Origin of the sequence: Comamonas thiooxydans (assembly GCF_002157685.2) — a bacterium.
Classification (GTDB): Bacteria; Pseudomonadota; Gammaproteobacteria; order Burkholderiales; family Burkholderiaceae_C; genus Comamonas; species Comamonas testosteroni_H.
Genome location: NZ_AP026738.1, coordinates 2,908,753 through 2,927,496 on the forward strand (window position 1 = coordinate 2,908,753; position 18,744 = coordinate 2,927,496).

12 protein-coding genes and 3 pseudogenes are annotated in these 18,744 nt (G+C 54.1%); 6 read left to right on the forward strand and 9 right to left on the reverse strand.

Annotated elements, in window-relative coordinates; translation table 11 throughout:
* Positions 1 to 149: 149 nt before the first annotated feature.
* On the reverse strand, positions 150 to 494 hold the full coding sequence (locus CTR2_RS13360; protein WP_176391648.1) for a CzcE family metal-binding protein: 345 nt from the start codon (positions 492 to 494) through the stop codon (positions 150 to 152).
* 255 nt (positions 495 to 749) lie between these two features.
* Here CTR2_RS13360 and CTR2_RS13365 point away from each other — a divergent pair.
* Both CTR2_RS13365 and CTR2_RS13370 read left to right on the forward strand, forming a co-directional pair.
* Positions 750 to 1,683: pseudogene (locus CTR2_RS13365) on the forward strand (IS5 family transposase).
* A 59-nt stretch (positions 1,684 to 1,742) separates the two neighbouring features.
* Positions 1,743 to 2,272: pseudogene (locus CTR2_RS13370) on the forward strand (IS110 family RNA-guided transposase); the annotation flags it as partial.
* Between the two features lie 229 nt (positions 2,273 to 2,501).
* On the opposite strand, the gene cadR reads toward CTR2_RS13370, so the two are convergent.
* Positions 2,502 to 2,921, reverse strand: a complete 420-nt coding sequence (cadR, locus tag CTR2_RS13375; protein ID WP_012838500.1) for a Cd(II)/Pb(II)-responsive transcriptional regulator — start codon at positions 2,919 to 2,921, stop codon at positions 2,502 to 2,504.
* 186 nt (positions 2,922 to 3,107) lie between these two features.
* On the opposite strand from cadR, the gene CTR2_RS13380 reads away from it, so the two are divergent.
* The 4 genes from CTR2_RS13380 to CTR2_RS13395 all read left to right on the forward strand — a co-directional run bounded on the left by CTR2_RS13380 (position 3,108) and on the right by CTR2_RS13395 (position 9,602).
* On the forward strand, positions 3,108 to 6,035 hold the full coding sequence (locus tag CTR2_RS13380; RefSeq protein ID WP_176391720.1) for a heavy metal translocating P-type ATPase: 2,928 nt from the start codon (positions 3,108 to 3,110) through the stop codon (positions 6,033 to 6,035).
* Positions 6,025 to 6,531 carry a signal peptidase II gene (gene lspA / locus CTR2_RS13385; RefSeq protein ID WP_041744141.1) on the forward strand — a complete coding sequence of 169 codons (507 nt, stop codon included), beginning with the start codon at positions 6,025 to 6,027 and terminating at the stop codon, positions 6,529 to 6,531. The genes CTR2_RS13380 and lspA overlap by 11 nt, the downstream gene beginning before the upstream one ends.
* A gap of 87 nt (positions 6,532 to 6,618) precedes the next feature.
* Positions 6,619 to 7,422: an undecaprenyl-diphosphate phosphatase gene (locus CTR2_RS13390; protein ID WP_003055168.1), complete on the forward strand. Its 804-nt coding sequence runs from the start codon at positions 6,619 to 6,621 to the stop codon at positions 7,420 to 7,422.
* Between the two features lie 230 nt (positions 7,423 to 7,652).
* Positions 7,653 to 9,602, forward strand: coding sequence for a cytochrome c/FTR1 family iron permease (locus CTR2_RS13395; protein ID WP_041744142.1), 1,950 nt, complete (start codon positions 7,653 to 7,655; stop codon positions 9,600 to 9,602).
* 349 nt (positions 9,603 to 9,951) lie between these two features.
* Here the strand turns inward: CTR2_RS13395 and CTR2_RS27545 are convergent, their stop codons facing one another.
* The 7 genes and pseudogenes from CTR2_RS27545 to CTR2_RS13425 form a co-directional block, all read right to left on the reverse strand.
* Positions 9,952 to 10,017: a hypothetical protein gene (locus tag CTR2_RS27545; protein WP_224651146.1), complete on the reverse strand. Its 66-nt coding sequence runs from the start codon at positions 10,015 to 10,017 to the stop codon at positions 9,952 to 9,954.
* A gap of 32 nt (positions 10,018 to 10,049) precedes the next feature.
* A pseudogene (locus CTR2_RS13400) lies at positions 10,050 to 10,343 on the reverse strand (IS3 family transposase); the annotation flags it as partial.
* A gap of 142 nt (positions 10,344 to 10,485) precedes the next feature.
* Entirely contained in the window at positions 10,486 to 12,069 is a 1,584-nt protein-coding gene (locus CTR2_RS13405) for a phosphoethanolamine transferase (protein WP_012838504.1), read from the reverse strand.
* 251 nt (positions 12,070 to 12,320) lie between these two features.
* Positions 12,321 to 12,668 carry a DUF4148 domain-containing protein gene (locus CTR2_RS13410; RefSeq protein WP_003079124.1) on the reverse strand — a complete coding sequence of 116 codons (348 nt, stop codon included), beginning with the start codon at positions 12,666 to 12,668 and terminating at the stop codon, positions 12,321 to 12,323.
* Between the two features lie 200 nt (positions 12,669 to 12,868).
* On the reverse strand, positions 12,869 to 16,042 hold the full coding sequence (locus tag CTR2_RS13415) for an efflux RND transporter permease subunit (protein ID WP_003055034.1): 3,174 nt from the start codon (positions 16,040 to 16,042) through the stop codon (positions 12,869 to 12,871).
* 13 nt (positions 16,043 to 16,055) lie between these two features.
* On the reverse strand, positions 16,056 to 17,405 hold the full coding sequence (locus CTR2_RS13420) for an efflux RND transporter periplasmic adaptor subunit (protein WP_034349613.1): 1,350 nt from the start codon (positions 17,403 to 17,405) through the stop codon (positions 16,056 to 16,058).
* Between the two features lie 22 nt (positions 17,406 to 17,427).
* Positions 17,428 to 18,705 (reverse strand): TolC family protein, encoded by a 1,278-nt coding sequence (locus tag CTR2_RS13425; RefSeq protein ID WP_012838505.1) that lies wholly within the window; start codon positions 18,703 to 18,705, stop codon positions 17,428 to 17,430.
* Positions 18,706 to 18,744 lie beyond the last annotated feature (39 nt).

An 18,744-nucleotide genomic window follows, 5' to 3' on the forward strand; every position in this document is an offset into this window, starting at 1 on the left:
TGTATTTCGCATAGGAACATACCAGCCCGAGTCGAATCGAGAAGTAGCGCTGCATGCGAAGAGACCCTCCCAACTAAACTTTTGGGCTGGCCCTGCGGTGGATGCGCTCCAGATGAAGGGCCGTTTGGTTTTCGTCAGCGCCGGATGTGTCAGTGACGATTGAGGACGTTGCGGCCCACATACACCTTGTAGTCTTTGGCGCTGAATCCGGCCGGTGCAATTTTTGCCAAATCCAACGCGCGGCTAGGAAGGCCATTGAAGGTCCACGCAAATTGCTTGGCGCCATCTGCGCGGAAGATGAGCGTTTCGCCATAGTTGACGTTGGCGTATTTCGTGGTATTCAAGTCGACCACACGGGCAGTGGCGCCGGCAGTCGCCGGTTGGCCATAAAGCGACTCACCGTTTCGAAACGTGTCGGCGGCGGCAGCACTGCCAAGGGAAGCAGCGACCGCTACTGCGAAGGCGGCTTGACGAATGATGTGAAAGTTGTTCATGGAAACTCCCATTGGTTGGTCAGGTGGCCTCATTGCTGAGGGGAAAGTAGCCGTAACGGCACTGGAATGAACTTTAGATTGCTGACCCAAACAAAACGGAGTCCGTCAAATGACAAATTCGTCCTTTTTTGAAGCCAGAGATTCAGTGAAAGATGAACAACCGACGAGTTGAGAATGTTCTGGCCTTCTCCTGAGTGTCAGAGCCAAGAGGCGCTGTTGCATAAATCGTCACTTGCCGTCAGGTAGCCTTGGGTGATGAGTCAGCCACCGCATTCCAAGCCCCGCTACCGCACCACCAACTGGAAGCAGTACAACGCTGCGCTCAAAGCGCGAGGCTCTCTGACTATTTGGCTGGACAAAGGTATGTCATGGTTTGCCGCTGCCAGCGGCAAGCGCGGGCGCAGTCCGCAGTTCTCCGATGCCGCCATCCAGTTTTGCCTGACCATAAAGAACCTGTTTGGCTTGGCTTTGCGGCAAACCACCGGTTTTGTGCAATCTCTACTGGCCTTGTCTGGGTTGTCGTGGTTTGCTCCGGACTTCAGCACGCTGTGCCGTCGGCAGCGTAGCCTGGATGTACAGGTGGCGTACCGACCCAGCTCGGCTGGACTGAACTTGCTGCTCGACTCCACGGGAATCAAGTTCCTGGGGGAAGGCGAATGGAAGTGCAAGAAGCATGGAGCAGAACGTCGACGTCAATGGCGCAAGCTGCACATCGGTATTGATGCTCAGACACTGCAGGTGCGGGCTATCTTGCGTCACCTCCAACAACGTGACCGATGCTGCGGTCGTGCCGCAATTGTTGGCGCAGCTGCCGACAGATGAGCCCTTGCTGAGTGTCACAGGCGATGGTGCTTATGACACTCAGCCGGTATACGCTGCAGTGATGGGATGCAACGCCATGCCCATCATTCCTCCGAGAAAGAATGCCCGGATGCGCAAAGGCGCTGCCTTTGTTCACCGCAATGCGGCTATCGCCGCATGCCAGCGCTTCGGACGCAAGTTATGGAAAAGCTGGAGTGGGTATCACCGCCGCAGTTTGGTGGAAACCAAGATGTACTGAATCAAGCGACTGGGCGAGCGGGTGATGTCCAGAACGTTCGAACGCCAAGTCAATGAACTACATGTCCGAGTTGCCATACTGAATCGATTCACTGAACTGGGCTGTCCCCAGACGGTGGCTGTGGCATAGCCACGTCTGGGGTTAGGGGAAATCTGGCCCCGAGCTGATTTGTGCAACAGCGCCGCGCAGCCCGCATTGCGCTGCAGCGTGCACTCATGCATTGGAAAGAGCTCGATGAACATCTTCACTGGTGTGAGCATCGTATTACCGCTCACTGTAAAGAAGATGCACAGGTGCAGCGAGCTGCCGCCATCAAGGGCTTGGGGCCACTCACTGCATCAGCGATGGTCGCCACTGTGGGCGACTTCAAGCAGTTTAAGAACGGTGCACAGTTTGCCGCCAGGCTTGGCTTGACACCTCGGCAAAACTCCAGCGGGGGCAAATCCAATCTAGGTGCCATCACCAAACGAGTCGATAGTTACCTGCGCACTTTACTGGTGCAAGGAGCCAAGGCCGTAGTGCTGACCGGCAAACACAACCTTGATCCCATCTCTCAATGGGTGATGGCCTTGAGGCAGCGCAGTGGCTGGCAAAAGGCCGTCGTGGCTTTAGCCAACAAAATGCACGCATCCTGTGGGCGCTCATGACACAGGAGCGTACCTACGAAGCAGCCCATATCAGCGAAAGTCCCAGGCCACCCGTCTCTGCCGTTGCCTGAGACAGGCACTTCAACATGCCAGACGTGAAATCAAAGATGCAATGAACAGGTTAGACCAGCAGCAGGCAAGCTCGGTTGTTGCATTGTGAGTCGCAAGACGTCACGAGATATGAATGGAGCCCTGCTGCGCGGTTTGTTTCTGGGGGCGCACACCTCGTGCCTAACCTCGTCTGTACAAATCTCTTCCGAGTAGAACTCTTGGGTTCGCTGAGTAGACGACCGATATCTTTCATAACATCCTTGGCTCCGGACTTTGCAACGCCGACGACAGGCCATCGAGTATTCCACACAGCTCGACGACCTGCCCGGAACAGCATTGCGCTCTGAGGGCGATCAACTGTCCCTCAAGAGCCTTCAGCTCCTCAATGCGTTTGACTAGCTGGAGGATATGTTTGTCCAGAAGCTCATTTACCTCGCCACAAGGTTCACGCTGCCTATCTTTCAATTGAAGTAAAGACCGGATATCGTCCAGCCCAATATCCAGCGAGCGGCAATTTCGCACAAACGCTAGTCGCTGGACGTGCGATTCGTCATATCGCCTGTAGTTGCCTGCCGTGCGCGCTGCAAGCGGCAGTAATCCCTCCTGCTCGTAGAAACGAATTGTTGGGATCTGCACCCCAGTCGCACTGGCCAATTCACCGATCTTCATTATGTATTCCCAGACGCTAATTGCGGGTTTCCCTTGACTCTCAATCTACTTTAGGGTTTTTAATCATGCGCTAGATGGCCTCCGAGGTCAAGTGACGGCGTGATGACCTACCAGAGTGCGCAGCCGCACCAGATGCCGTTGCTTCGTGCAGCGAACCAAAGATCAGAAATTCAAGGACAACTGACTATGAAAAATGCAATGACGCAAGCAACTTGCGGCTCAGCATGTGGGTGCTCTTCAGGAACCATGAAAGCGACAGTTGAATCGCTCGTGACTGGTTTTTTCATCCGCAATATGGACTGCCCTAGTGAGGAAGCCCAGATCCGCAAGCGGCTAGCGCAAATTGATGGCATCCAAGATGTAGTTTTTGACTTACCCGGTCATTACTTGGAAGTAGTGCATGAACCTGCCGGCCAAAATGCAATCCTGCGTGCACTCCACGACATTGGCATGCAGGCGGTCGTGCAACCCAGGTCTTCGCAGCTTGTCTATCTCATCCAGCAAATGGATTGCCCCAGCGAAGAACGCCAGTTGCGCGCAACGCTGGAGCCTTTGGAGGAGGTACAGAAGTTGGACTTCGACCTGAAGGCCCACACGTTGACGGTATCCCATACGCTCACCGATACCACTCCGATTGCCCAGGCCATCGTGAATCTGGGTATGCAGCCGGTAGAAAAGACGGCGGGTAGCATGCCAATCGCTGTCGAAGCCCTCACCCCTCGCATGGTGGCGTCGTCAATCCGGACACCGGCGACAGGAAACGGTACACGCTTCCTTATTCCGAATATGGATTGCCCCACCGACGAGGCAACGATCCGCAAGCGCCTGGGTGCAATCAACGGTATCGAGCGACTGGATTTCAACCTGATGGGGCGACGGCTCGATGTGCTGCATCATTTGCCGGACCCTGCGCCGATCCTCAAGGCGCTGAACGATGTCGGCATGAAGGCCAGCATCGAGCGCAGCGGCGACACCGCGCCGCAGGGCCAGGCCGTCTACCTCATCGAAAAAATGGACTGTCCAACCGAGGAGGGGCTGCTGCGCAAGGCGCTCGAAGGCATGCCAGGGGTGAAAGCCCTGAATTTCAATCTGATGGGCCGTATGCTCACGGTGAGCCACGATCTTGCCGATCTGGCTCCGGTGACGACCGCGATTGAGCGACTCGGCATGGCTCCAGTGCTCCAAAGCACCTCCGACCCAGAGCCATCCGCGCCCCGTGATTTCGGCACCAGTATCTCGCGCGGGCAATGGATTCGGATGGCGGTCTCCGGCGTACTAGCGCTCGGCGCAGAGGCCATGGTCTTCGCGGGGGCATCCGAGGCCTCCTGGCCCATCATTCTTGCTTGCCTCGCGGCCATCAGCTTGGGTGGGGTCGAGACCCTCAAGAAGGGCTGGATTGCGCTGAAGACGCGCTCGCTGAACATGAACCTGTTGATGACGGTCGCCGTCATCGGTGCGGCCCTGATTGGCCAGTGGCCTGAGGCGGCGGTGGTCATCTGGCTCTTCGGTATCGCTGAGATGATTGAGGCCTTGAGCCTGGATCGGGCCCGCAATGCCATCCGCAAGCTGATGGATCTGGCGCCGGAGAACGCATTGGTACGCCAGCCGGACGGGCAATGGCGTGAAGTCAAGGCGGATTCCGTGCCACTCGGCAGTGTTGTGCGGGTGCGTCCGGGCGAACGCATCGCATTGGATGGTGAAGTCGTCGCGGGCCAATCATCGGTAAACCAGGCGCCGATCACCGGTGAGAGCATGCCCGTGGAGAAAACCGCCGGTGCCACGGTCTTCGCCGGCACCATCAACGAGCGCGGCACGCTGGAGTTCCGCGTCACCTCTCGAAAGGGTGAAACCACCCTCGACCGTATTGCACGATCGGTGCAGGAAGCGCAGGGGCAACGCGCACTCACGCAGCGCTTCGTGGACAAGTTCGCCAGCATCTATACACCGGCGGTCTTCGCGGTTGCTCTCGCCGTTGCAGTCATTCCTCCGTTCGCTTTCGGGCAGCCCTGGTTCGAATGGGTCTACAAAGCGCTGGTGATGCTGGTCATTGCCTGCCCCTGCGCATTGGTGATCTCCACGCCGGTTACCGTGGTCAGCGGCCTGGCAGCTGCCGCACGCCGGGGCATCCTCGTCAAGGGCGGTCTTTACCTCGAACAGGGGCGGCACCTGAAATCGGTGGCTTTGGACAAGACGGGGACCCTGACCCATGGTCGCCCTTCTCTGACCGATGTCATACCGTTGCGTGGCCAGCCGACGGAAGAAGTTCTGCGCATTGCAGCGAGCATCGATGCGCTGTCGGAGCATCCTGTGGCCACTGCCATCGTGGCCGGCTACAACCAACCGCATGCTCAGGTGGGCAATTTCGAAGCGATCCCTGGACGAGGCGTCAAAGGCAACGTCGATGGAGATGTCTATTACGTCGGCAACCACCGGCTGATCAAAGAGCTGGGACTTTCAACACTCGAGATCGAGACTCAGCTCGATGCGTTGGAGAACGAGGCCAAGACCGTTGTGCTCCTCGCAACTGACCAGCAAGTACTCGCCCTGCTGGCCGTGGCCGACACGGTGCGCGACACCAGCCGGCAAGCGATCGCCGAACTCAGGTCGCTGGGGATCGAGCCAGTCATGTTGACTGGCGATAATTCGAAAACCGCGCAAGCCGTGGCTGCGCAGGTGGGCATCACCGACGCCAAGGGCGAACTACTTCCGCAGGACAAACTGTTGGCAATCGAAGGGCTACTCGCGCGCGGGCCAGTCGGTATGGTGGGGGATGGCGTTAACGATGCGCCAGCGTTGGCCAAGTCGAGCATTGGCTTTGCGATGGGCGCTGCTGGCACCGATACAGCGATCGAAACGGCTGACGTCGCATTGATGCAAGACAACCTCCGTAAGCTTCCGGAGTTCATCCGGCTATCGCAACGCGTTGCGGGCATCTTGACGGCCAATATCGTGTTTGCGCTTGGGACAAAGGCGGTGTTCATGGCCTTGGCCTTTACTGGACATGCAAGTCTGTGGCTGGCGATTCTGGCCGACATGGGGGCTAGCCTGGCCGTCGTTTTCAATGGGATGCGCTTGCTGCGGTCGTCTGAGGAAATCAAGCCCCATGGCCATTAAGAGGACTAATTTGTGGGTATACCTGCTGGCCGTGACTGTGCTTACCGCCGACATAGCGACCAAGGCGGCCATCGTCGCGTGGATTCCTTTGTATGGCTCCCATGAAATCACACCATGGTTCAACATCGGGCATTGGCTGAATCCAGGTGCGGCCTTCAGCTTCTTGGCGCAGGCGGGTGGATGGCAACGCAGCTTTTTAGTTGCTCTTGGCATCGCTGCTTCTGCCTTTCTCACCTGGCTTATTGCCCGCGAGAAGACTGCAACACCTGAGGCTGTGGGCTATGCGGCAATTCTCGGAGGCGCGCTCGGCAATGTTATTGATCGCGTGCGGCATGGGGCCGTGGTGGACTGGCTCGATTTCCATTGGGGTGATTGGCACTGGCCGGCGTTCAATGCAGCCGACATTGGCATCACCCTGGGAGCGGGGGTTCTGCTGATCGCTGCTTTTCGCGGCCATGAACGAAACGGCGCAGATTCCCATACGCCAGCAAGATGATCCATCTTTTCATTGACACATGCGGAGCCGTGAACATGGCTTCGGAGAAACTGATGTCCCACTCGACTCTACCAATGCCGCCTGCAAATGCACGCTGAACTTGTTCTCAAGACGCTAATGATGGGCGTCGTCGAAGGCATCACGGAATTCTTGCCAGTCTCCTCGACAGGGCACTTGATCCTGGCGGGCAATGCGCTCTCATTCCTTGCGAAAGAGAAACGCGACGTCTTTGAAGTGTTCATCCAGTTCGGCGCGATGCTCGCGGTCATCTGGGAATATAGGGCTCGTCTGGCAAACGTTGTTGTCTCAGCGCGTGCCGATCAGGGCGCTCGCCGGTTCTTAGTGAACCTCGCCATTGCATTCATGCCTGCGGCAGTGCTCGGATTGCTGATTGGATCTCATGTGCAGAGGCTGCTATTTAGCCCAGGGCCAGTGGCCGTCGCACTCGTAATCGGTGGTATCGCGATTCTGTGGGCCGAGCGGCGGCCCGTGCATGTAAAGGCCGAGCGTGCCGAAGAGATCAGCCGAATCGACGCATTGAAGATTGGTTTCGTGCAGTGCCTTGCACTTTGGCCGGGTACTTCGCGCTCAGGCGCGACGATTATCGGCGGGCTATGGTTCGGGGCTTCACGCCAGGCGGCGACGGAGTTTTCGTTTTTCCTTGGCATTCCAGTCTTGGGGGCCGCCTCCGGATACAACCTCTTCAAGCACTGGAACGCATTGTCGAGCGACGACATCGGCGTTTTTGTAATGGGTCTCCTTGCCTCTTTCGTATTTGCGCTGCTTGCCATACGCCTTCTGATGCGCTATCTGACCGGACATGGATTTGGAGTTTTCGCGTGGTATCGCATTGCACTGGGAACACTAATCTTGGCAGTGCTCGTCACGTAATCGTTCAGCAACCATGACGAAGATGAATATGTTGCCTCTTATAGGCATTCAGCACAGTTGGCTGTGACTCGATCGATAAATGCAACCTAAGTTATGCGGCGTTGTTGGTTGAGCCATTTTTTGCCTACAACAAGCAAACCTCCTTTTTAGAAACTTATGCCGAACGGCCTTGAGCAACGCCCAGTGGGCCATATCCTGAATAAAATGAGAATCAATAACACTTCCATATCATGAAAATGCTTTCTCTTTACGCCAGAAGATTCCTGGCAATAGCCGCATTGTTTGTGCTCTGGTCGGTTTCTCCCGCCTGGGCTGCCGACCCTGCTGCCAGCGATCAGGCTAAGCAAACCTGGCAGTTGCTGGACTACCTGGCGGTTGACTACGGTGGCGCAGTAAGCAACGGCCAGATTCAAAGTGCGAGTGAATACGAAGAAATGAAGGAATTCGCGGCAACCGCTGTGCTGCAGCTAGCCGCATTGCCGAGCACTGCGGTGCTGCCCGAGTTGCAGCGGCAGGCCAAAGTGCTAGTAGACCTCATTGCCGCAAAGGCGGATGCCAAAGCAGTGGCCGACAGCGCCAATTCGCTGGCAGCGGCGTTGGTCAAAGCCTATCCGTTTCCGCTATCTCCTACTCAGCCACCGGATCTCGCACGCGCTAAGGTGCTGTTTGAAGCCAAGTGCGCGTCATGCCACGGGGCAACTGGTGCTGGCGACGGCCCACTCAGCACCAAGCTAGACCCGCCCCCGATCGCCTTCACCGATCATGATCGTGCCCGTTCGCGAAGTGTGCTCGCGCTGTACCAGGTCATTTCTCAAGGCGTGACCGGCACATCGATGCAGGGCTTCGGCACGCTCGCTGACGAGGATCGTTGGGCGCTGGCCTTCTTCACAGGAACACTGTCGCATGACGATGCCATGCGTGCTCGCGGCGAACAATCCTGGGGTCGAGACACCGCCGCCAAGACTGTCTTTCCCGATCTAGCTGCTGCAGCGACCTTGACCGAAGCCGCTTTATCCGAACTGATAGCACCAGATGCAGCTCGCGACCTCACCGCATATGTTCGTAGCCACCCAGAAGTCACCGCTGTTGCGAGCGGCTCTGGCGGACTAACCCTGGCCCGCTCACTCCTTCAGAAGAGCCTTGCCGCGGCGCGCGCGGGCGACCGGGCCAGCGCAACACGACTGGGCCTGTCGGCTTACTTGGATGGTTTTGAGCCGCTTGAGCCTGCATTGCGCGCACGCAACCAGGCACTTCTCACAGAAGTCGAAAACGCCATGCTGGCCTATCGCGGTGCGCTCGCCGGTGGGCGGTTGGAACAAGCCGATGCCACAGCACAGAAGCTGGACGATCTGTTTGCCCAGGTGGACGCCGAACTCGGCGCTAATAAGGCAGACCCACTAACCACCTTCATTGCCTCCCTAACCATCCTGCTACGCGAAGGGGTTGAAGCGCTGTTGATCGTCGTGGGAATGCTGGCTTTCCTGAAGAAGGCAGAACGACGCGATGTGCTGGGCTATGTGCATGGCGGTTGGGTGACCGCACTGGCTTGCGGTGGTCTAACCTGGGCGGTGGCCACCTACTTCATGAGCATCAGCGGCGCAAGCCGTGAGGTGACCGAGGGGGTTTCATCACTGTTCGCGGCCGTTGTGCTGCTGAGCGTAGGGCTCTGGATGCACCAGAAAAGCGCAGCGGGCAAGTGGCAGGCCTACCTAAAGGACAAACTTTCGGCAGCCATGACGCGGCGTTCAGCGTGGGCATTGTTCGCCTTGTCGTTCATCGCCGTCTACCGCGAGGTGTTTGAGACCGTGTTGTTTTACTCTGCACTGACCAGTGACGGCAACAACAGTGCCTTGCTAGGCGGATTGGTATGCGGAGTGGCCATCCTGGCCGTCATTGCATGGCTTATGCTGCGGAGCAGTGCGCGCATGCCGATTGGTAAGTTCTTCAGCCTCAGTTCGATCCTGGTTGCGGTGCTCGCGGTAGTGCTCGCTGGCAAGGGGGTTGCTGGCCTCCAGGAGGCTGGCTGGTTGAGCGCGAGCCCGATCCATTGGCCGCGCATTGAAGTGCTTGGCATCTATCCGTCAGCGGAAACCGCGATTGCGCAAGCTTTGGTGCTTGCCATTGCCTTAGCGGGCTTTGCCATGAACGCCGTGAAGGCTCGGAACCCCCGAATCGTTTGAGATTAATAGGCCCCCTTGGTAGGGTGCTCCGAATATGCTCCGAGCACCCTGACTCTCAAAGATCTTCAGGCACCGGCAAAAACATGATCCATAGGGGAGTTTCAAACAGCAATAGCCTGAAGCACACACCTGTGCTGCCACTAATGGATGCCTGCTTTAGGCCAATCTTCGGCTGTTGGCAGAAAGTAAACGAAAGCCCACGATGACTTGCGAGTTTGGAGCTCTGCTAGTACGGTCTGCTGCCTAAACGAATGTCTTGAACAAAGAGCCTGCCGTGGACGGCAGGCTCTTTTCTATCAGCGACTTGGTTTCAGCTCCGTCACCATGCCTTGCCATTGATCACCTCTGCTTAGGACTTCACCTTATCTCCAACCTTTAGCATCTTCTTTTCGGATGCCGCGAAGCCCATGGTCATGGTCGGCTTAGCCTGGTTCGGAATATCGCCGTGACGCAAGACGACAAGGTTCCTCGACCCGTGTAACCTAAAACCCTTATCGTGGCAGCAATACAGTGATAGTGGACGAGGTAATGAGCAACCGCTGCCTGTCTTTGCTGCAGCGAATATTTCGGTGCTCTTGGCGCTTGGCTTACTGACAAATCCTGATACTTCAGGAAGTGCTGATACCAGCCTTTCAATGCGTTCTTGATTGGGTATCCCAACTGGCGAATTGTGGCCCTGATACGCAAGCCAAGCTTGAAGTAACGTTCAACTGCACGAATCCTGTCTTCGTATGAGAATATGAACTAAATCCTGGTAGTCCTAGCATTTGTTCGCATCCCCCTTCGGGCTACGCCCCTGTTTGCCACTGATAGCGACAAACCATGCTATGCCTTTATCCAACCAGATAGTCAGAAACCCATTTGCTCAACATCGCTTCAAAAATCAATACTTCCTGCATTTTTTAAAAATATCAAGATCAGGATTGTAGATCTCAGACTTTACATTCATCATTCCCAAAACCGAATGGAAATAATTATCATGACTTATCTTGGCATCAACGTCTAATAGAGCAGCACATCCATTTTCGTCGAATTTCTCGCGCTTAAATGATTCAGAGAACCAAGCGATCCAAGGAATCCGTTTCTGAGCATCGGGTGCCAAACTATAAGGTAGGCCATGGAGGTATATATTATTTTCTCCTAAAGACTCGCCATGATCTGAGACATACATCATTGCAGTTGGTCGATCTGGATATGTTTCCTTAATCCAATCAATTGCATTCGAAATGAAATAATCAGTCTCTCTTATGCTATTGTCATATGCATTAACTACTTGGTCTCGACTGCAGGTTTGCAGAGCTGAAGAGTCACACTCTGGGAAGTAGGCTTTTCTATCTGATGAAGAGCGCTTGTAATAGGCTGGACCATGGCTTCCCATTTGGTGAACTAGAATAACGGTTCCTTTAGCTTTGCCAGGTTTTGGCAAGTCTTCAATTTTCTTTTGGAGATTGTTCAACACTGCTGCATCAAAACAGCCATCATCTCTGCAATTGATATTACCTTCGATAATCTCTTGATTACTAGCAGGTATTCTCGCACATACCCCCTTACACCCTGATTGATTGTCAACCCAAAGGACATCCAATCCTGCCCTTTTTAGAACATCTAATAAATTTTCGTAATTTTCGCTTCGATCAAAAAATTCCTCTCTTGATAAATGAGAAAACATGCACGGCAATGACTCTGCGGTGCTCGTTCCACAAGCCCAGGCATTTTTAAATGACAAAATGTCTTTTCGACTTGATAGCAAAGGTGTGGTATCTCTTAAATAGCCATTCAACCCCAAATGATCTGAACGAGCGGTTTCTCCGACTACAAGAAATACTATAGGGTCTATAGTCCCTTCAATGTATGCTCCTTCTCCTATTTTTACCAAATCTTTAGATTTCCTCTTCTGGGAATCGTCAATTTTCTTGAAAACCGCATATATTCCGTTGTATGGATTAATCAAATAGCGAATCTCCTTATGGTTCCTCATGGTTGAGGAGAACGCCTGAAAAGAAACAATTAGGCTTACCACTGCTATTGAAATCCCCAGGAGAGCAAGCATCAAACGTTGCAATATCAGTTTGCCAAAAGTAGATTTTGAGAAATTTCTGCGCCATATAAACCACAATGGAGGCAACGACAGCAGCAAGATCACGAAAATCATCTGCAAGTTAATCAGATCCGAGGCTTCATTGAAGTCTGTTTGAAGCACATTAGTTATCATATTGGAATCAATAACAATCCCGTATGCTTGCATGAAATAGGCACCTGAAGCCGCACCGACTACAAAGATGCTGGCAATTGGCCTTAAAAGCCACCCCCATCCCAAAACAGAAATCGAAAAAATATTCACACCAATCAATATAAAAACAAAAGATATTATTAAACTTATATTCGATTCTTCACCTAGTTTAGATATCTTCAGCCAAAGATAATAATTAGAAAAAATAGCAATCCATATACTAACTCCAATGATCATGCGTGTTGATTGCATGCCACTAGAGCGCAGGAATTCACTTATTTTATTTAAAGTCTTCATTTTACGAAAAGAATTTAATCAAGAACTATTCAGCTTCTCAATGAAACTATTTTTGAATTTATATAAACCCACAATCCTAGAGATAAAATCTGATCTGCACGATGACATTCCGATTACATTTTTGTCATTTTTTGAGCGAAAAAAAACGTGGATCGTGTTACCACGAATCCACGCCAAGAAAATATTACTGATTACCCAGCTATAGCTTGGTTACGAGCATCTCGCTGCGAAGGGGTTTCTTTAATCAGTTCGTCGATAACTTGCTGACGTGTCTTTTCGGGCTCCGTACCTTTCGCCTCAGCTGGGTAGTTTCCGCTGCGCAGTCGATTGTCCCCGCCCTCTCGTACGGCATTCGCTGCTTCTTCACGAACTTGGTCACGGGTTCGAGAGCTCTTGAAATGCTCGGGGTATACTTTTACACCAGCCTCATTATTTGTGGGGTGCCAGTACGTATCTGCGACTGCGACGCCAGGCATTGCCATAACGGTTGCCATTGCGGCTGCGGCGGTGAGAGATGCAAAAATTTTACGGTGAGCCATTTAATACTCCTTAAGTGAATTGATTTTCTTCTCCATCTAAGAAAGTCGTCTATTCAGAGAAGATGGCTTAAGTGTAGAAAATACCCACCGACAGATTGCCAACAGGAATGTGACAATGTTGTCATATTAAGTATTGTTACAAGAAAAAAGCCATGGCCTTAGAGGCCATGGCTTTTATGAGGTGAATTGAACTACTTGTATCAGGCTGGCTTTTCCTCAGTAGACGCCAACACCTGCTCATCCTCCGTCTCGGAGAGATCCTTGCGGTGTATCAAGCTATAAAGCAATGGCAACACGAGAAGGGTCAGCAAAGTCGACGACAAGATCCCGCCGATCACCACTGTGGCCAAGGGGCGCTGAACTTCCGCGCCTGTGCCCGTTGCGATGGCCATCGGAACAAAGCCTAGCGATGCAACCAACGCGGTCATCAGAACTGGCCGCAGTCGGGTCAAAGCACCTTCAGTGACTGCTTCATATAGGCGCTTTCCTTCTTCGCGCAGCGATCGGATGTAGGCAATCATCACCAAGCCATTGAGCACTGCCACGCCTGACAGCGCGATAAACCCGATCGCTGCCGAGATGGATAAAGGAATACCGCGCATCCAGAGCGCCAAGATGCCACCTGTCAGCGCAAACGGAATGCCCGTGAACACGATGAGACCATCACGAACATTGCCGAACATTGCAAACAGCAAGACAAAGACCATCAGCAATGCTGCCGGCACAACAATCGTCAAGCGTTTTCTAGCCGACTCGAGGTTCTCGAAGGTTCCGCCCCATCGGGTCCAGTAGCCGGCAGGCAGTTGCAGCGATTCGAGGCGTTGTTGTGCTTCTGTGACGAAAGATCCAATATCACGTCCGCGCACGTTGGCACTCACCACGATGCGGCGCTTACCATCCTCTCGGCTCACCTGGTTAGGGCCTGGTGCGATATCAAAACTAGCCACGGCCGAAAGCGGAACAAAACCAAGTCGGCCATCCGTACCGCGTGGAAGCGCGATAGGTAGGCGTCCTATCGCTTCCATGTCATTGCGCACTTCGTCCGGCAAGCGAACCTGAATGTCGAATCGCTTGTCGCCTTCGAAAACTGTGCCGGCTTCACGACCGCCCAGTGCCGTACTGATGGTGTCTTGCACGTCACCCATGTTCAAACCATAGCGCGAGGCCTTCTCACGGTCGATTTTCACGGTGAGCATTGGCAAGCCTGTGGTCTGTTCGACCTTGACTTCAGAGGCTCCAGAAATTTGCTGCAACATGCCTGCGACAGCTTGTGCGTTCTTCTCCAGCACGGTCATGTCGTCGCCAAAAATCTTTACAGCGACATCACTACGCACACCCGATATCAACTCATTGAAGCGCAGCTGAATGGGTTGAGAGAACTCGAAATTGTTGCCTGGAACTCGATCTGCGGCGGCCTGAATTGCTGCCAGCAAATCGTCTCGTGTACGTGCCGGATCCGGCCATTCGGACTGCGGCTTAAGCATGATGTAGCCGTCCGAAATGTTCGGAGGCATCGGGTCAGAGGCAATCTCCGCGGTACCTGTACGAGCAAATACCCTGTCGATCTCAGGAAACTCTTTCTTCAAGGTTTTCTCGATCTGCATTTGCATCTCAAGGGACTGGGTCAGGCTGGTTCCTGGAATCCGCAGAGCCTGAATGGCGAAATCGCCCTCGTTGAGGTTTGGTGCAAATTCACTACCAAGACGCGTTGCCAGCAGCAGGCTTAGCACCACCGCCACACCAGCTGCAGTCAGAACAACTGCAGGAGCTCTCATGACGCGATGAAGGGCTGGTGCATAAACGCGACGTGCCCAAACCATGAGGCGATTTTCCTTCTCCGCAACCTTGTTACCCATGAAAAGAGCAATCGCCGCAGGAATGAAGGTAATGGACAGCAGCATTGCGCCAGCAAGCGCGATCACCACAGTCAGCGCCATGGGATGGAACATCTTGCCCTCTACACCCGTGAGCGCAAAGATTGGCAAATAGACCACCATGATGATCAATTGTCCAAACAACAATGGCCGACGCGCTTCCTTGGCTGCAGCAAATACTTCGTGGAAGCGTTCACTGCGCGTCAAAGAGCGTCCGCGTGCTTCTTGCGCGTGGGCAAGACGACGCACGCAGTTCTCCACAATGACCACCGCGCCATCAATGATGATGCCGAAGTCAAGAGCGCCCAGACTCATCAAGTTGGCACTGACTTTGTATTGCACCATGCCAGTAAAGGTGAACAGCATGGACAACGGAATGATCAGCGCTGTAATCAGGGCCGCGCGGAGGTTGCCTAGGAAAAGGAAGAGGATGACAACAACTAAAGCCGCACCTTCCACCAAATTCTTCTTGACCGTTGCGATGGCTTTATCGACGAGGTTTGTGCGATCGTAGACCGTGATCGCTTTCACGCCTTCAGGAAGACTGCGGTTAATCTGCTCCATACGTGCAGCCACAGCCTGCGAGACCACACGGCTGTTCTCCCCGATCAGCATGAAGACCGTGCCAAGCACGACCTCTCGGCCGTTATCCGTGGCAGCTCCAGTGCGAAGCTCACGACCCAAGCCAACCTCTGCCAAATCACGAATACGTATGGGCTGGCCTTGAGCCGAACCCACGATCACTTCTCGAATGTCAGCAATGCCAGAGACTTGACCTGGGGCACGGATCAAATACTGTTCACCTTGACGCTCAATGTATCCAGCTCCCACATTGGTATTGTTGCGTTCCAACGCAGCAACCAGGTCAGCAAGAGTGAAACCATAGGACGCCAGCTGTTCTGGGCGTGGCGAAACCAGATACTCTTTCGCGAACCCGCCAATAGAGTTGATTTCAGTGACACCAGGCACATTACGCAGTTGCGGTTTGATCACCCAGTCCTGTATCTCGCGCAGATCCATAGGTGTGTAAGGCGTTCCATCTGCCTTCTTTGCACCGTCCTCGGCCTCAACGGTCCAAAGATAGATCTCACCCAAACCTGTAGAGATAGGTCCCAGCGTGGGAGTGACACCAGCGGGAAGATTGTCACGGGCCTGTTGGATGCGTTCGTTGACTAACTGGCGAGCAAAGTAGATGTCAGTGCCATCTTTAAACACTACTGTCACTTGCGACAGGCCGTAGCGCGACAGCGAGCGAGTCTGTTCCAGATTGGGCAGGCCGGCCATCACCGTTTCAATTGGGTAAGTGACTCGCTGCTCAGTCTCAAGCGGTGAGTAGCCGCTGGCCTGCGTATTGATCTGTACCTGAACATTGGTAATGTCAGGTACAGCATCAATAGCGAGGCGTTGATAGTTGTATACGCCAAGAGCCGCTAGGGCCAGAACGGCAACCATGACCAGCCAGCGCTGCTCAATGGCAAATCGGATAATTCGTTCGAACATTTGCAGCCCTTGCTTAGTGTGCGTGCTCGGCTGTAGCCTTGCCCAGTTCGGCCTTAAGCATGAAGCTGCCTTCAGTCACATAGGACTGGCCGGACTTCAGCCCTTCAAGAATTTCTGTTGTCTGGGGATCTGAGCGACCAACGCGTACAGGTTGAGCTCGGAAACCCCCCTTGACGGGCACAAACACAACACTGTTTTGGCCGTCCAGACGCTGGATAGCACTGGAAGCTACCGCCACTGGCACTTGTTGCGAAGAGGCCGTCAACTCCACATTAACGAATAGACCTGGGCGCCACGCACCTTCAGGATTCTCTAGAGTGATTCGAGCAGGAGCGGTACGTGTTTCCTGGCCAATCAGAGCACCCACGTAAGCAACCACCCCAGTCGCAGACGACGAGAATGCTGTCGCTTTGACAGTTGCTTTTTCCCCTACCTTCACGGCGGGCAAGTCAGATGCTGCAACCCTCATTTCAGCCCAAACGGAGCGCAAGTCTGAGATTGTGAAAACTTGGGTAGTGTCCTGAACAGCTTCACCGACGGCGAGATGCTTCTCGACGATCACTCCGTCAAAAGGAGCCCTTAATTCAAATCGGTTTAGTGCACCGCCACCGCCTCCGGCGCCGTTGGCTGCCAATTTCTGTTGAGCATTTGAAACGGCAATTTCTGCCTCGCGCAGTGTCTGCCGAGCCTGCAAGTAATCCTGTTCAGCCGATACCTTCTCCTCCCACAGCTTTTGCTCTCTGGCATAGCTTGTACGCGCCAGTGCTAAGCGTTGGCTAGCGGCTTGAAGTTCACTTCGTTGCTCAGAAACAGCCGCACTGCTCAACACAGCCAGCAACTGCCCCTTCTTTACAACCTGCCCGAGATTGGCGGGTACCGAGTCGACGACGCCAGGGACTCGAGGGACAACGTGAGCCGTTTTGTCTTCGTTGAAGCGTATTTCCCCCGGAAGTTGCAGTACTGAGCGAACAGTTGCAGCGCCGACCTCTGCGGTTCGAATGCCTGCAGCCTGCATACGCTGCGAATCCATTTGGATTAGACCTTCATCGTCATCATGAGCACCTTCGGCGCTTTTCTTCTCTGCAGACTTGGCTCCGTCCTTTTGCTCTTTTTCATCATGGTGCTCACCATCTGCGTGTCCTTTTTCATCTTTGTGATCACCGCTTTGCTTCTCGCCGTGATGTTCTGTGTCTGCGTGGCTAGCGGCTTCTGAGTGCCCCTGACCTCCGGCACCTTTAGCACTGCTGCTGTCTGGACCACTGCGAAGAATTAGTGCAGCAGAAAGAGCGCCAACTACTAGGATTGCAGCAATTGCAATCTGAGTACGCCGAGTCCCAAATGGAGATGGTTTTGTATCGTTCATGTTGATGATCTGTGCAAAAAACTTACTCGTCTGTTGTGCCCAACAAGCGTTCGATATCGGCCGAAGCACGATGTGTGGCCATTAACTGGTCCAGGTATTGACTACGTACATCAAACAAAGAGCGTTGCGCGTCAAGTACGTCCAGATAGCCGAATTTCCCTAGCGCAAATCCTTTGCTTGCCGCCTCATAGGCGACTTGTGCAGTCGGCAGCACGCGTTCAGACAGTTGGATAGCTTGTTTACGACTTGCCTCTAGCGTCTCTCGCGCCGCATAAAGTTGAGACTGAAGTTCCAACCGGGTAGCTAGCAAGCGCTCTTCAGCTTGGTCAGCCAGGCGGAGGGCTTGCAACTGATTTCCTCGATTGGTATCGAGCACAGGCAAAGGAATGGAGACGCCGACTACGAGTTGATTGCCGGTCTCTTGAGCGCGCTTCATACCTAGACTCACCGTTGGGTCAGGAATTCGCTTTGCGCGCTCCAGATCTGCGGTCGCCCGGCTCTGTTCAACAGTGAAGCGAGCTTGCTGAATGGAAGGCGACTGCTCCAAGCGGCTTTGAAGAACCCCAATTTCCGGAACAGTAGGCAACGCGTCAAGTTTGCCTTGCGCATCACCAAATACAGGGCCTCCCTCTCCTATAAGGGCCTGTAATTGTTGACGAGCCACTCGTTTTGCGGCCTGAGCTTGGGCTTGCTCCAGCTCTGCACTGGACTCAGCGACACTGGCCCGGTTGGCCTCTAGGGGCGCTGCCTTGCCCGCTGCTACACGCTTCGATGCAGCCTCACGCGCGCTTCGAGCGATGTCAAGAGTTTGTCCTGCGAGGACTTCACGCTGCTGTGCGACTAACAACCCGAAGAATGCGAGTCGGACATCTGCGACAAGATTAGCTTTGGCGGCATCCAGCTCCGCCTCAGCCACATCTCGGCCACGTGCTGCAGCACGCATGCGCGCATCGCGCTTGCCACCGATTTCCAGCATTTGGGTCCATTGAACCGTCGTGGTACGTTTATCTCTGCTCGTATCTTCTTGTGAATACGAGAGCGCAGGGTTAGGCCTCGCCTTACTTTGCAGAACGGCTCCATCGCTTGCCTCAAGACCGCGCTGGGCAGCTCGTAAACGAGGGTGTTGGTCGATAGCGCGTGCTACTGCAGTGTCCAGAGTCAGTGGTGCCAGAGACGCCTTATTGGCAGGATTGTCCTGCGCTATGCCTGCCACGCCAGTTAAAGCCAAACTGGTGGACAACAACGCATGACGCAACGCACTAGCTGCTCGGCCAGCACGATGAGACGACGAAGAAATCATTGTTAAAACTCCTACCCGTGCAATCCAAAGTCAGCCGGG

Coding starts and splice junctions, on each gene's coding strand:
- CTR2_RS13360 (WP_176391648.1), bottom strand. CDS start 494: ATGAACAACTTTCACATCATTCGTCAAGCCGCCTTCGCAGTAGCGGTC.
- cadR (WP_012838500.1), bottom strand. CDS start 2,921: ATGAAGATCGGTGAATTGGCCAGTGCGACTGGGGTGCAGATCCCAACA.
- CTR2_RS13380 (WP_176391720.1), top strand. CDS start 3,108: ATGAAAAATGCAATGACGCAAGCAACTTGCGGCTCAGCATGTGGGTGC.
- lspA (WP_041744141.1), top strand. CDS start 6,025: ATGGCCATTAAGAGGACTAATTTGTGGGTATACCTGCTGGCCGTGACT.
- CTR2_RS13390 (WP_003055168.1), top strand. CDS start 6,619: ATGCACGCTGAACTTGTTCTCAAGACGCTAATGATGGGCGTCGTCGAA.
- CTR2_RS13395 (WP_041744142.1), top strand. CDS start 7,653: ATGAAAATGCTTTCTCTTTACGCCAGAAGATTCCTGGCAATAGCCGCA.
- CTR2_RS13405 (WP_012838504.1), bottom strand. CDS start 12,069: ATGATCATTGGAGTTAGTATATGGATTGCTATTTTTTCTAATTATTAT.
- CTR2_RS13410 (WP_003079124.1), bottom strand. CDS start 12,668: ATGGCTCACCGTAAAATTTTTGCATCTCTCACCGCCGCAGCCGCAATG.
- CTR2_RS13415 (WP_003055034.1), bottom strand. CDS start 16,042: ATGTTCGAACGAATTATCCGATTTGCCATTGAGCAGCGCTGGCTGGTC.
- CTR2_RS13420 (WP_034349613.1), bottom strand. CDS start 17,405: ATGAACGATACAAAACCATCTCCATTTGGGACTCGGCGTACTCAGATT.
- CTR2_RS13425 (WP_012838505.1), bottom strand. CDS start 18,705: ATGATTTCTTCGTCGTCTCATCGTGCTGGCCGAGCAGCTAGTGCGTTG.